The organism is Chitinophaga sp., assembly GCF_035538455.1.
In the GTDB taxonomy this organism is placed as follows: domain Bacteria; phylum Bacteroidota; class Bacteroidia; order Chitinophagales; family Chitinophagaceae; genus Chitinophaga.
On record NZ_DATLKJ010000164.1, the window covers coordinates 1 to 14,042 of the forward strand.

Here is a 14,042-nt window from a genome sequence, read left to right on the forward strand (position 1 = left end):
ATCTTTATCCAAGTTTTTACGTTTAAGGTGTGGTAACCCAAACATAGAAACTATTGGGGGGCTTGCCCCCTTTTTTTATGCTTTATTCACTTATTTTAGTCGGACAATACTGATAAAAAATCATTGATTCTGTTCTGAAGAACGATTGCAGTGGAAAAATAAAAGGTAATTTGTACCCGCTTAACATAACAGATTCTATGCAATCAACATCAACCACCGCATTTCATAAGCATGCTACACCGGCAGGCGTACTGATTGCCATCGGTATTGTATTCGGCGATATAGGTACCTCGCCGCTGTATACGCTGAATGCGGTGTTCCATAACAGGGTGATAACGGAAGACGTGGCGCTGGGTGCACTGTCGGCCATCTTCTGGACCTTGTTCTTTCAGACTACCCTCAAATATGTGATCATTACTTTGCAGGCCGACAATAAAGGTGAGGGCGGCATCTTCTCGCTGTATGCCCTTATCCGCCGGCTTTTTGGCAAATGGATCGTGATACCTGCTATGGCCGGTGGCGCCTTCCTGATTGCAGACGGTATTATCACACCTCCCATCTCCGTCGCTTCTGCGGTGGAAGGGATGCAGAAAATATCGCCGCACATCAATACGGTGCCGATTGTGGTTTGTATACTGATCCTGCTTTTCATCTTCCAGCAGTTTGGTACAGACAAGATCGGGAAGATCTTTGGCCCCGTAATGCTGGTATGGTTTACTTTCATCGGCGTATTGGGACTAATGGCGATGAGCCACAATTTTGCTGTGCTGAAGGCGTTGAACCCCTGGTATGCTTATGTGATGTTGTCGCAGGCGCCCGGCGGCTTCTGGCTGCTGGGCAGTATCTTTCTCTGTACCACGGGAGCAGAAGCGCTGTACAGTGATATGGGACATTGCGGCAGGAACAACATCCGCGTGAGCTGGATCTATATAAAAGTGATGCTGATACTTGCTTACGCCGGACAAACCGCCTGGCTGCTGCAACACGTTGGAGAAGAGATCGGCACGGTGAGCCCTTTCTATCATATCGTTCCGGACGCCATTTATCTCCCGACGCTGATCACCGCCACGATGGCTACTATTATCGCCAGCCAGGCGCTCATCAGCGGCTGCTTCACCCTGATCAACGAAGCGATCCGTCTTGATCTCTGGCCAAGACACCGTGTAGTCTTTCCCGGTAACATCAAGGGACAGATCTATATACCGTTCATCAACTGGTTCCTCATGGCCGGCTGTATCGGTATGGTGCTTTATTTCCGCGAATCCACCAGGATGGAGGCTGCATTTGGTCTCAGCGTTACGCTCACTATGATCATGAGCACAATACTGATTAACTTCTACCTGTATACAAAAAGATTTCCCGTACCGGCCATCGTATTGATCACGGGCCTTTTCCTGGCGATAGAATCTGCTTTCCTGACTGCTAACCTGCAGAAGGTGAAAGAAGGCGGCTGGATCACGCTGCTGATAGGCTCCTGCCTCTTTATCGTGATGGTGGTATGGAGATCCGGCAGAAGAATTACTACTTCGCTGAAGAAGATTGTAACAGTGGATGGATATGTAGAGCTGCTGAAGCAGCTGAGTACTGATAACAACATCACGAAGTACGCTACCAACCTCGTGTATCTCACCAGTTCCGGTTCGCCGCGCAGGGTAGAGAAAACAGCGATCGATTCTATTCTGTCGCGTTCACCCAAGCGGGCCGACATCTACTGGTTTGTACATGTGAACGTACTGGATGAGCCTTATTCCATGCATTACCGTGTAGATACGATCGTTAAAAACGATATTTATTTCATCGAGTTCAATCTCGGTTTCAGGATTGAGCCCAGGATTGATTATTACTTCCGGCAGGTGGTGAATGACCTCGTAAAATCAGGAGAGGTGGATGTTTCAGGACGTCATGAGCAATGTTACCAGGAAAGCAGGATCGGAGACTATAAATTCCTGCTCACGGATTCGTTCCTCTCCTTCGAGAACGATATGCCCTTTGTGAAGAATTTCCTGATGAAAAGTTACTTCAATCTGAAATACATCAGCGTTAAAGAATGGGTCAACTTTGGTCTGGACCCCAGCAACGTAACCGTGGAGAAATATCCGGTGGTGGTAACGCCCGTGGCCTATACGCCACTGCTGCGGGAGCACTAGGGTGCGTTGCGCCTGATTATATAAAACTTTGAAACAATTGTATAACGCACATCCGCACCTGTTGCTTCAATTTTACATAAATCCATGTTTATGTTAAGTGATTACAAGATATATATCAGGGGAATGGTTTGCGACAGGTGTATACAGGCCATCAGGGACGTATTTCACGAGCTGGAGATTCCCGTTACAGGGATCACGTTGGGAGAAGTAACCACCGTGTCTGCACTGACAGCACCCAGCCTGGATGCCGTGAAAGAGAAACTGCTGCCACTGGGATTTACGTTACTGGAAGACAGGAGAACCTCACTGGTGCGGGAGTTGAAACGGATGGTGGAAGAGGTGTATTCCGGCGATTATGATTTTCCGCAGGATTTCCGTTTTTCGGATATGGTGGTGAAGAAATTTAACCGGAATTATAATGTTATCAGTAATATTTTTTCTGAGATGGAAGGTATTACGCTGGAAAAATATATCATGGCCTACCGGATGGAGAAAACGAAAGAGTTGCTGGTATATACGGATGCCTCCCTGGCGGATATTGCCTTCAGGTTAGGATTCAGCAGCGCCGCTCATTTGTCTAAGCAATTCAAATCCAATACGGGGCTTAATACATCGCACTATAAAACCGTGCGCCAGGGGAAGTTGTCGGTAGCCGCAAAGCAGCATCCTTCCTCCTGAAATTATATACAATTCACCGTAAATAGTATAACACCCGGAACCGGTTGCCGGTATAGCTTTGCAGGAAAAGTACAGGAACATACAGCATGGCAGACACTTATACCTGGAGCACCGCAGCGGTGCTCCGCGAAACCAGTGATACAGTAACCGTTGTTTTTCATACCAATGGAACACCCATAACATACAGCCCCGGCCAGTTCGTAAACATCACGCTGCGCATCGGTGGGGAACCCGTTACAAGATCCTATTCACTCAGCTCTATACCCGGCGATCCGCCCGCTATCACCGTAAAGCGTGTGCAAGACGGTCTGATGAGCAATTACATTGCAGACAACGCAGCCGGTATTAAGGAGTGGCAAGTAAGTGGCCCGTATGGCACTTTCATGCTGCCGGATCACATTACCGATGCAAAGCACCTGGTGTTACTGGCAGGAGGGAGTGGTATTACCCCGCTATTCTCTATTGCGCGCGCTTTCACAGACCGTTTCCAGGATGCCGCAGTAACGCTGATCTATTCAAGCGGAACAGAAATCATTTTCCGGGAGCAAATTTCCGCATGGACTGCGCAGCACAGCCACCGTACACAAGTGCACTATGCGATGTCGAAACCCGCACCAGAAGAAGATATGACAGGCATGATACGTGGCCGTGTAAATAAACTCATTGCAAAGAAACTGATCAAAGCAGCGGTGCCCGAACTGCATGACGGCACGCATTATTTTATCTGTGGCCCGGCAGAACTGATGAAGATGCACCATGAAATGCTGGATGGAATGGGCATTGCAAACGATAATATTTATCTCGAATGGTTCGCGCCGGATGAGGAAGCAACAACGGTAACACTTCCCGAAGAACAGCAGGAAGTACTGCTGCATTTCCGAGAACAATCCAATCTGTTGGAAGTGCACCCCGGACAAACTATCCTCGATGCCGCGCTGACAGATAAGATACCCCTGCCTTATTCCTGTAAAACCGGTACCTGTGGTTCCTGTGCAGCCCGGCTCATTTCCGGGAGGGTGATGATGCAGCATAACTATGCCCTCCGGAAAACCGATGTGGACCAGGGCTGGGTACTGCTTTGCCAGGGATATCCGCTCACGGGCGATGTGACGCTGGAAATGGAATAACCCGAAATTATATAACAGTTACGCTGGAAATTACCTTTATTTTTACGCCATACTGACCGCCTGTGCCAACTGTACGTAGCATTTGAAATAATGGCGCGGGCTGGAATCGTACTATATTTTCCATCAACCATCTTTTCATGGCTAAGAGCAAACACTATTATATCAGGAAAACACACCGCTATATGGGTGTTATCCTGGGGATTCAATTTCTATTGTGGACGATCGGCGGATTGTATTTCAGCTGGAGCAATATGGACGATGTACACGGTGATTTTCAGAAGAAGCCTGAACAGCCCGTACCCGGCTCATTTCAGCTGGTGTCTCCCACGGTGGCGATGAACAATATCAGGTTGGCGCATGGCGTAGATTCTTTCGCAGCGGTACAATTGATACAGATACTTGACAAACCGGTGTATCAACTGAAAGGAGTGGGGCATCATCAGCATGCGAATAATATTTATCTTGCCAATGCGTTAACAGGAGCGTTGAGAGGGCCACTCACAAAAGAAGAAGCGATAGCTGTTGCAAAGCAGCGTTTCAACGGCGAGCCGGAAATAAAATCTGTAACGTATCTTACAGCTACCGGTGGGCATCATGAATACCGTGAGAGCGCGTTGCCGGCCTACGCTGTAACCTTTGCGCATCCCTCTGGTACAACCGTGTATGTGTCCGCCAACCTGGGCACGGTGCAGAAGTTCCGTAACAGCAAATGGAGAGTGTTTGATTTTCTGTGGATGTTGCACACCATGGATTATTCTTCGAGAGATAATATTGGCAACCTGCTGCTGCGCATATTCTCCATATTCGGGCTGGTGACGGTGATGTCGGGCTTTGTGTTGTATTGGATCAGCTCAGGCTTGTTTAGGAAGAGCAAGCGGATGAAGCGTGCAGCAAGACCGGCGGCATTGTAAGTACCGAGAAAAAATATTCCCGGATATTCCGGAAATCCGACCACATATGGCAAAGAACGATAACCGAAATTACAACTATGAGCCCGGCACTGCGGGTAAGAGAAAGGAATTTGACGTGATCCTCTCCTTTGCGGATACCGGCAGCAGCATTGTGGACCTGGGTTGTGGAGATGGCACCCTGCTGGATCTGCTGGTAAAAGAAAGGGGTTGCAGAGCGGCCGGCATTGAGTTGTCGCCTTCCGGAGTGGCCGTGTGCCAGGGAAAAGGCCTGGACGTGAGAACAGGCCGTATCGATGAACCGTTGCCATTTGCCGATGATCAGTTCGATATTTCCATCTGTAGTGTATCTATACAAATGGTGATGTACCCGGAAGTGCTGCTGCGTGAAATGAAGCGCATCTCAAAAAAGATCATCATCTCTTTTCCTAACTTCGCCTTTTATCGTAACAGGCTACAGCTCCTGTTGGATGGAAGTATGCCGAAGCACATGCTCTTTGGCTACAACTGGTATGACACCGGGCATATCCATCAGCTCTCCATCCGCGATTTTGAGCAGCTGGTTGCCAGAACCGGCGGACTGCGCATTGTATCGTGCGCGGGCCACCTTGCAGGTAATCCGCTGAAGAAATTCCTGGTCCGCCGGCATCCTAATCTCTTTCAGAATCTGCCGGTGTGTTTACTAGAAAAGAGCTGTTAATATTTAGGGATTTTGGAATTTCTAAATCCCTAAATCCCTAAATCCCTAAATCTCTAAATCTAAATCCCTAAATCTCTAAATCTCTAAATATTAACAGCTCCCTGCCCGGAAGCCATGAGGAATGCATCTTTCAGCGCTTCTGAATAAGTGGGGTGTGCATAGCACATGCGGAACATCTCTTCCACTGTCAGTTCGTTTTCCATCGCGGTAACGGCAATGGCAATCACGTCCGCGGCGCGCGGCCCGATGATATGTACCCCGAGTATTTCGCCATATTGAGGAGATACCAACACTTTCACAAACCCGTCGGTATCCATGGAAGCCCTGGCACGTGCGCTGGCGAGGTATGGGAACTTACCGGTTTTGTATGCAATACCCCGCGCCTTCAGCTGTTCTTCCGTAAAGCCTGCTGCGGCTACTTCCGGCCACGTATACACGACACCCGGAACCAGGTCATAGTTGATGTGCGGTTTGCCGCCATGGATCGCTTCGGCAGCCAACGTACCTTCATCTTCTGCTTTGTGTGCCAGCATTGGCCCTTCAATAACATCCCCGATCGCGTAGATATTGGGTACGGAGGTCTGGAAGCTGCTGTTCACTTTCACCTTACCGTTCTTTTCTGGTACAATGCCTACAGCCTGCAGGTTGAGGCCATCTGTATAAGCCCTTCTGCCTACAGCCACCAGGCAATAATCTGCTGTGATCGTTTGCTCTTTGCCTTCCTGGTCCAGGAACTTCACAGTAGCTGATTCACCATTATTGGTGGCTGATTGCACCTTGCTGCCCAGCAGCATTTTGATATTAAGTTTACCTAACGATTTGTACAGCGCCTTGCCAAGCTCCCGGTCCATGGCAGGGATCAGAGAATCGGTGTATTCAATGATCGTCACAGCAGTACCGATGCGTGCATATACAGAGGCCAGCTCTACTCCGATCACGCCGCCTCCAATGATGACCATAGACTGTGGCTGTGCCGGCAGCGACAAACTCTCTGTGGAGGTGATAATGCGTTGTTTGTCGATGTTTACTCCTGCTATGGAAGAGGGTTTGGAGCCGGTGGCAATGATGAAGTACTTTGATGTCAGCACGGTCTCTTTATCTGCTGCAGTCACTTTAAGATGTGTGGCGTCCACAAAGCCACCGGTGCCATGATGCACATCTATTTTGTTTTTCTTCATCAGGTATACGAGTCCGGAAGTATTCTGCTTCACTACATCCGCCTTGCGGCCAATGAACTGTGCAAAATCCAGTTGCAGGCCGGTAATGTTGATACCATGCGTCTTAAACTGATCCTGCGCCTGGTGGTAATGCTCGGAGCTGTCCAGCAGTGCTTTGGCAGGTATACAGCCTACATTGGTACAGGTGCCGCCCAATGTGCTGTATTTCTCTACAATGGCGGTGCGATAGCCCAGTTGAGAAGCCCGGATCGCTGCCACATAACCGCCAGGCCCGGAGCCGATTACTACAATATCGTATTGCTGTTCCATAACAATTGTTTTGATGCTCCACACAAAGAGCGGATCAAAGATAATTAAAATATACCAATCGGTATATTTATTTATGAAGAGCGGGAAGGATGACCGTTATTGTATTTTCATTTGAATAAAAACAAATAAAGAGTATCTTGTTATTTCCTGTTTCTGCGGAACCATATCAACTTCAGTGGCAGGTAGTTAATTTATCAGGAAAATCAATCAGATTGTATGCGTAGAAATTTCCTTGCATTTTGCATGAGTTGCTTATTAGTGCCTGGGGTTGCTGTACCGGTAATGGCATCCGGTGGGAACATGTCCGTAGCTGCAGAGAAACCGGCCGACTTCAAAGCGTTGATAGGACGCTGGGACATTACCATTGACGAAACGGGCAAAACTGCTCCTTCCTGGCTGGAAGTGAAGCTGTCCGGCAACCGTACGCTGGTAGGCTATTTTGTGGGTGCTTCCGGCAGCGCGCGTCCGGTAGCCAAAGTGAATTTCGATAACGGTAAATTCTCGTTCACCATACCACCGCAATGGGAAGGTGGCGACCAGGATTTCGTAATAGAAGGAGAGGTGACTGATGCTGGTTTAAAAGGAACCATTGTAACCAGCGAAGGCAAAAAATATAACTGGACAGGCGTAAAAGCGCCTTACCTGAAACGTACTGCCGCTCCGGTTTGGGGCAAGCCGGTTAACCTCTTCAACGGTAAGGATCTGAATGGTTGGAAAGCCGTAGGCAACACCAACCAGTGGGAGGTAAAGAACGGCGTTTTAACCAGCCCGCATTCCGGCGCCAACCTGATCTCTGAGCAGACTTTCTCTGATTTTAAACTGCACGCTGAATTCCGCTACAACAAAGGTAGTAACAGCGGCATTTATCTGAGAGGACGTTATGAAGTGCAGATAGAAGACAGCGACAAAGATACACATCCATCCAGCGTACTGTTCAGCGGTATTTACGGATTCCTGCCACCAAGTGAGATAGCAGCGTTAGGCCCCGATAAATGGCAATCGTACGACATAACACTCATCGGTCGCATGGTAACGGTAGTCGTTAACGGCAAAACTGTGATCAGCAACCAGGAAATACCCGGCATCACCGGCGGTGCGTTAGACAGCAAAGAAGGCGAACCCGGTCCTATTTACATACAAGGCGATCATGGCCCGGTAGAGTTCAGGAAAATTGTGATCACGCCTGCGAAATAGATTATTTATTCATCAAAATAAAAATCCCTGGAAATGTACGACAGTACATTATTCCAGGGATTCTTATTTTATCCGGGAAACTTAATTTTTTACCCCTAGTTTAATACAACTGTTAGTAGACCATTTGATCTCCAGCGGTACGCCTGCATCGTTTATATCTTCAGCACTTACGTCTTTCCCTGTTCCGTAGTTGATCTGCCAGTTAGGTGTTTTTACCACGCCGATTACCACTATGATGCTGCTGCCTTTGCTGACCTGCCTGCTGGTGAAGTAGGAATTGGAAATGGCTATTTTTTCCTGTTTACCTGGCTGCAGCAGTATTCTCTTGCTGCGGTCTTTGCTATAGCTGGCGCGCCCGATGTAGCCTGCAATCCGGAAGTATTTACCGTCAGGCAGTAATTCGTATACGCCTATCTGTAAGTCCATATCCTTCTTGTTGATCATGGCTTCCAGGTCGGCGGTGAAGGAACCATTGAAGGCAACTGTCTTTTCAAATGGTTTGGAGATAAAGGACAGACCGTCCTTTACATCGAGTGAGCTGCTAACAATGCCAGGGTCATCTGCATTGAGGGTATCGCTGCGGTCTTTGAAGTCTACTTCCTGGCGAAGGAACTCACTGCCTGCGGGTTTGGTAGTACTCAGGTTGTAATGCTGACTGCTCCTCGTATTGGTAAGATAAAGCGTGATCGTATCGTTGTTCATCGCCTGCAGGGAAGGAGCGTGTCTCCATTCGTTGGCGCCCATCACTTCATAGTTCACTTTATCTTTCAGCAGGGCAGGTTTGGACCCTCCTTTGAGAATATGGTCAAACCACTGGTATACCAGTGTGGTAATGTCAATGCGTGCGACACTATCCACTTTATAGCCCGCCAGTTTACCGGCAGCGATGCTCTGGCCTCCCGGATGATCGTAGGGGCCTATCACCAGGTAATGCTGCGGGTTTTTATTATAGCGGTAATGTTCCTGGAAATAGTACAGGGCGCCGCGCTGATCATCGTCGTAATAACCGGTGGTAGTAAGTACCGGGATATTGATATTGGCGAAGCCTTCTTTATAAGGCACCATTTGCTGCCAATAGGCATCGTGGGAAGGGTGTTGCAGCCAGCGCTGGAAGATGTTACTGGGCCTGCCTTCTATAGTGTCGAGTGCGCGGAATGGCCTGCCGCTGGCATACCACTTCTTGAATGTGGAATCCCAGTGTGCACCATTGGCGAAGTCGGCTTCATCTGTTTGTCTTGAGTTGGTAACGTAATGAATCCATCGCAGCATATAGCTCATGAACACGTTGTTGTGCGCGGGGTAATCAATACCGATGCCCACAGCCACCTGTGGCACGATGGTCTTTAATGCGGGGTGCAGATGATTTGCGGCGGCCCACTGGCTGAATCCCACATAGCTGCCGCCAACCATGCCAACCTTACCATTGCTCCATGGCTGCTTGCTGATCCAGTCGATCACATCATGGGCATCAGCGCCGTCGTGCTCAAATGGTTCGATGACGCTTTCACTCTGTTTTTTACCGCGTGTGTTAGCCACAACGCCTACGTAACCGTTGATTGCGGCTTCTTTTGCTTTTAACTTATCATAGTAACCGGTGTAAATATTAAACAGCAGCACAGCGGGCAGCGGGGCCGTCATATTTTTCTTTCTGATAACGGTAACGGATACACGGGCGCCGTCATGAGTGGGAACCAGGAGGCTGTCTTCGATGATGTATTGACTGTCGTCCTGCTCTGCCAGTGCGCGTTTGGCGAGCGGTAGTATCTTGCTGAACACTTTCCAGGACGCATAGGCTTTGCACAGGCGTGCGGCATCAGCGGAGCTGATCAGGTCTTTTCCCGTTTGTTGTTGCAGACAGTCATCCAGTTGTTTGCGCAAGGCCGTCACATCTTCATTGAACCACGACGGTACTTTGCTGGTAAGCTGTGTGGGCAGCTGGTTGTATTGTGAGCTGAATGTGCGTTTATAGGCGTCTGCAAAGTCAATGTCACGGGAAGCCGCTGTAGCAGATGCTGCGGTAAAGGTCCGGAATGCAAAGCCTGCGCCTTTCATGCTGACACTGTCTTTCCCGTCAGGAATATTCCGGAGGGAGTCAATGGCTGCTCCTACCTGTGGGTAGTGCCCTGCAGCCAGCTGGTAATGGTAGAGATTATTAAAGTAGAGCGAGGCATCGCCGTTTTTTTTGTACTGCTCTATCAGCTCCCCGGCCAGCCGGGAAATATTCTTATCTAATGTCTGTTCCGTGGTGTATTGCGCTGCCGGAAAGTAAAACTGCTGGGCGGCAGCAGGCAGGTTGCAACAAGTGACGAACAGGATGGTTCTGATGATTTGTTTGAGTCCCATAAGCAGATAACTGAAGTGTGATTTTTTTGATTCGTTTGATTCGTTTGATTCTTCTGATGAACGAAGATTGTTACGAATATGGTTTTAAGCGATTTTGTGTTTTGATTGATGATGTAGCAGGATTTCTTATGATTTCCAAAGAGGCATATTTCTCACATAATCCTTATCAAATTAATCAAAAAAACAACATCAAACTCATTAATCTTCGTTCATCAGAAGAATCAAACGAATCAAAAAAAATCACCCTTCAGACAGTGATCCGCTATCGTTAGAATATGTAACGTATACCCAATTGTAGCTGCCACCTGGAGGGGAGGTCAGGACTGGTAATAAAAGTCTGTCTTTGTGAAGGATCAAACTGGTATATGGCTTTGCCATTGGCGTCTTTGCCGGCAAAGGTAACAGGCTGGTAGTAACCGGAGGTGCTGGCATATTTGCGCAAGCCCCATTTGCTGCTAATCAGGTTGCCGAGATTGACGATATCGAGGCTGAACTGTACGGTGCTGGTCTTGTTCTTTGAGCGGATATTAAAATCCTGCAGTATGCGCATATCTATCTGGCTGAACCAGGGCGTGGCGCCTTCGTACTTGCCGGAATATTGTCCGCGGTGACTGTTGAGGTATTTATCCTGCTGGATGAATGCTTCGAAAGCGGCGCTTTGTGCTGCTGCGTCCTGTACGTTGCCGGAAGCATCGGTAAGCGGTGCAAAGTTCATGTTGCGTATCTCTGTGGCGGTTGGTATGTACATCAGGTCGTTGGCAGGAGAGCCATCGTTATTCACGTCGCCGCCATATACATAGGAGAAGCGGTTGCCGCTGGTCCAGCTGCCGAAAACAGAAATGGTGGTGGCATACCTTCCTTTGCCGTAATCAAATTTCTTGATGCCGGCAATGGTGAAGCGGTGTGTATTCCCATACAGAGAGGTAGATTCCACGGCCTTGTTGGCGTTGCCCAGTATGGGATTGCGGTCGAAGGCATCACCGGAGATCTCTGCGGAGATGGAGCTTCCGTCTTTTGCGATCAGGTAGTTATAGCCAAACATTACGAAATAGCCTTTGCGGAAGTTCTGCTGTGCCTGCACGGAAGTATTGAAGGAATAACCTACCCGTGCATTGGTGAACACATAAGTGCCGGTGTTGCCTTTATCTGCCTGCTGATATATGCTGCGGGTATCGCCGGTACCGGAGTTGAGCTGACCGGTAGGCGTGCCCAATCCGTAATCGCGTACCATCATGGCATTCACATCTTTTGAATAGGCTACGTCGGCTGTGAGGATAGTACCGGTGTGCAGCTTGTAGTCGATACCGATGTTGGAACGCCAGATCTGCGGCCATTTGAAGTCTCGTGCGGTAACGTTGTAATAACCGGTGAATGGATTACCAATGGCATTACCCACCCATACAAACGGGAAACGGCCGGTGAATAATCCGGTACCTCCGCGCAGCTGGGCGGTCTTGTCGCCTTTGATATCCCAGTTAAAGCCGAGGCGTGGCGATACAAGTATCTTGCCGCTGGGCGTGCGGGAGTTGTCGATCTCCTGACCGGGGCCGTTCTTCACACGGTTGCCATTTTCATCATACAAAACCAGGTCATCTTTATTGGGTACGGTGGGAGAGCCGGTGGTATAGCTGCCGCTGAGTGTACCATCAGGATTTACAACCGGACTATTGTAGCTGGCTTTGGACGGGAAGTACAGCGCTTTGTCGAAACGTACGCCATAGGTTACTTTCAGCTTGCTGCCGATGCTCCATTCGTCCTGCAGGTAAGCGGACGCCTGCCCCACGGTGAGATAGTACCAGGTCCACTGATCAGCTTTAGCACGGTTGCGGGCATAGGTAACGTTCGCATCGTAAGTGCCTGCGGCTACATTGGTCAGGAAGGTATTGATATCGACTCCGGAAAATACATTGAAGCCAAAGCCCGTGAGGTTAAAGGAGTTCCCGAACTTAAACTGTTCGTAGGAAGCGCCGATAGTAAGTGTGTGACCCGGAAGAATGATATTGAAGTTGTCTGTCAGCTGCAACGCATCCTGGTTCAGCCGGTTGTTGATAGAAAACGGCTCATATCCGGCAACAATGTATGGTACATTGTATTTGGTAATGTTGAGTACAGGGAACGGAGCGGAGAACGGATTTCGTTTATCCCTGAACGTTGTGAACACGGCACGGAACTTATTGGCATAAGTTTCGTTGAAATCAGACTTCAACTCAAGTCCGAAAGAGTGGAGTTTGTTCACCATCTGGTAGCCGGAGTTCCGGAACTGCAATGTAATCGCGTCGGGACCACGACGGTTGATGGCGTTGGGGTGCGCGGTTTTTTCCTGGCTGGCATCCATGCCATTATACGTGAATGACAGCGTATGCTGGTTGCTGATCACCCAGTCCAGTTTGGCGAGCCACTTGTAGTTGCGGCGTTGTAATGAAAAGCCTTGATATGGGCCGGTATGGTAGACAAAGCGCTGTTCCAGTGCCTGGCTTACGTTCTTGAGATCATCTTCCAGTACGCGCGAGGTGGTTACACCGCCGGCATTGCTGGTATTCCTGGCAACATAGGCGCTGGCCTGATCTTCACGCTGTTCTGTTTCAAAGTTGATGAAGTAAAACAGCTTATTCTTTTTGATGGCGCCACCCAGAGAGAAGCCTGCCTGCAAGTGTTTCAGCGTGGGGATAGCCACTTTCTGCCCGTCAATTTTACTTCCGGAGAGGGCATCGTTGCGGTAGAATCCATATACGGTGCCGGAGAATTTGTTGCTGCCACTTTTGGTAACGGTGTTGACGCCTGCCCCTGTAAAGCCTGACTGTGTTACATCATAGGGTGCGATGTTGATCTGCACCTGGTCGATGGCTTCGAGAGAGATAGGCTGGGAGTTGGTTTGTCCGCCGGGAGTGGGGGCATCCAGTCCGAACGGGTTGTTGAATACGGCGCCATCCATCGAATAGTTGTTGTATTGCCCGTTGCGGCCTACAAAGGAAATGCCGTTGATCGTAGGCGACGCGGAAGGCGTGAGGCGCAGGTAATCATCCACCGACCGGGAAATGGTAGGCAGCTGGCGTATCTGTGTGGCGCTGATGTTGGTGGAAGCACCGGTACGCTGGTTGTTGAAAATAGTAGAGCGTCCGCTTACCACTACTTCATTCAGCTTGCCTACGGATTCCGACAGGCGAAGGTCCAGCGCGGTGTTCTGGCCTAGATTGAGGAAAATGTTGGATTCCGTTTTGGTGGCATAGCCGGTGAAAGAAACGGTTACGGTGTACGGGCCGCCCACACGCAGGTTGGGCACCAGGAAACTTCCATCGGATTTGGTGACAAGACCTTTATTGATACCTGCATCATCGAAGGTAACCCTCACGGTGGCACCGGGTAATGCCTGGCCGGATTCGCTTCTTACAATACCGCTCAGCGTAGCGGTAGTTACCTGTGCCTGGGCTTTCATCATAAGCAGGGACACAAGCAGGATC

9 protein-coding genes are annotated in these 14,042 nt (G+C 49.3%); 6 read left to right on the forward strand and 3 right to left on the reverse strand.

Annotated features, from left to right (window positions below):
* Nucleotides 1-197 precede the first annotated feature (197 nt).
* The 5 genes from VM802_RS19855 (at nt 198) to VM802_RS19875 (ending at nt 5,560) form a co-directional block, all read left to right on the forward strand.
* Nucleotides 198-2,147 carry a KUP/HAK/KT family potassium transporter gene (locus VM802_RS19855; RefSeq protein WP_325533770.1) on the forward strand — a complete coding sequence of 650 codons (1,950 nt, stop codon included), beginning with the start codon at nt 198-200 and terminating at the stop codon, nt 2,145-2,147.
* A 90-nt stretch (nt 2,148-2,237) separates the two neighbouring features.
* Nucleotides 2,238-2,825, forward strand: coding sequence for a helix-turn-helix domain-containing protein (locus tag VM802_RS19860; RefSeq protein WP_325533772.1), 588 nt, complete (start codon nt 2,238-2,240; stop codon nt 2,823-2,825).
* Between the two features lie 86 nt (nt 2,826-2,911).
* Nucleotides 2,912-3,952 carry a flavin reductase family protein gene (locus VM802_RS19865; protein ID WP_325533774.1) on the forward strand — a complete coding sequence of 347 codons (1,041 nt, stop codon included), beginning with the start codon at nt 2,912-2,914 and terminating at the stop codon, nt 3,950-3,952.
* A 137-nt stretch (nt 3,953-4,089) separates the two neighbouring features.
* Complete coding sequence (locus VM802_RS19870; RefSeq protein WP_325533776.1) at nt 4,090-4,863, forward strand: PepSY domain-containing protein; 774 nt, start codon at nt 4,090-4,092, stop codon at nt 4,861-4,863.
* A gap of 46 nt (nt 4,864-4,909) precedes the next feature.
* Nucleotides 4,910-5,560 (forward strand): methionine biosynthesis protein MetW, encoded by a 651-nt coding sequence (locus tag VM802_RS19875; protein WP_325533778.1) that lies wholly within the window; start codon nt 4,910-4,912, stop codon nt 5,558-5,560.
* An 83-nt stretch (nt 5,561-5,643) separates the two neighbouring features.
* Here the strand turns inward: VM802_RS19875 and lpdA are convergent, their stop codons facing one another.
* A complete protein-coding gene (lpdA, locus tag VM802_RS19880) occupies nt 5,644-7,047 on the reverse strand; it encodes a dihydrolipoyl dehydrogenase (RefSeq protein ID WP_325533780.1) in 1,404 nt (467 codons plus the stop codon).
* Between the two features lie 243 nt (nt 7,048-7,290).
* On the opposite strand from lpdA, the gene VM802_RS19885 reads away from it, so the two are divergent.
* Complete coding sequence (locus VM802_RS19885; RefSeq protein ID WP_325533782.1) at nt 7,291-8,241, forward strand: 3-keto-disaccharide hydrolase; 951 nt, start codon at nt 7,291-7,293, stop codon at nt 8,239-8,241.
* An 81-nt stretch (nt 8,242-8,322) separates the two neighbouring features.
* Here the strand turns inward: VM802_RS19885 and VM802_RS19890 are convergent, their stop codons facing one another.
* Together VM802_RS19890 and VM802_RS19895 are read right to left on the reverse strand one after the other, a co-directional pair.
* Nucleotides 8,323-10,584, reverse strand: a complete 2,262-nt coding sequence (locus VM802_RS19890; RefSeq protein ID WP_325533784.1) for a CocE/NonD family hydrolase — start codon at nt 10,582-10,584, stop codon at nt 8,323-8,325.
* Nucleotides 10,585-10,852: 268 nt separating this feature from the next.
* Nucleotides 10,853-14,020 (reverse strand): TonB-dependent receptor, encoded by a 3,168-nt coding sequence (locus VM802_RS19895; RefSeq protein ID WP_325533786.1) that lies wholly within the window; start codon nt 14,018-14,020, stop codon nt 10,853-10,855.
* Between the last annotated feature and the right edge of the window lie 22 nt (nt 14,021-14,042).

What these genes read in the sequence shown, in the direction of transcription:
- VM802_RS19890 (WP_325533784.1), bottom strand. Translation starts at nt 10,584, where the DNA reads ATGGGACTCAAACAAATCATCAGAACCATCCTGTTCGTCACTTGTTGC.
- VM802_RS19855 (WP_325533770.1), top strand. Translation starts at nt 198, where the DNA reads ATGCAATCAACATCAACCACCGCATTTCATAAGCATGCTACACCGGCA.
- VM802_RS19895 (WP_325533786.1), bottom strand. Translation starts at nt 14,020, where the DNA reads ATGATGAAAGCCCAGGCACAGGTAACTACCGCTACGCTGAGCGGTATT.
- VM802_RS19875 (WP_325533778.1), top strand. Translation starts at nt 4,910, where the DNA reads ATGGCAAAGAACGATAACCGAAATTACAACTATGAGCCCGGCACTGCG.
- VM802_RS19870 (WP_325533776.1), top strand. Translation starts at nt 4,090, where the DNA reads ATGGCTAAGAGCAAACACTATTATATCAGGAAAACACACCGCTATATG.
- VM802_RS19865 (WP_325533774.1), top strand. Translation starts at nt 2,912, where the DNA reads ATGGCAGACACTTATACCTGGAGCACCGCAGCGGTGCTCCGCGAAACC.
- VM802_RS19885 (WP_325533782.1), top strand. Translation starts at nt 7,291, where the DNA reads ATGAGTTGCTTATTAGTGCCTGGGGTTGCTGTACCGGTAATGGCATCC.
- VM802_RS19860 (WP_325533772.1), top strand. Translation starts at nt 2,238, where the DNA reads ATGTTAAGTGATTACAAGATATATATCAGGGGAATGGTTTGCGACAGG.
- lpdA (WP_325533780.1), bottom strand. Translation starts at nt 7,047, where the DNA reads ATGGAACAGCAATACGATATTGTAGTAATCGGCTCCGGGCCTGGCGGT.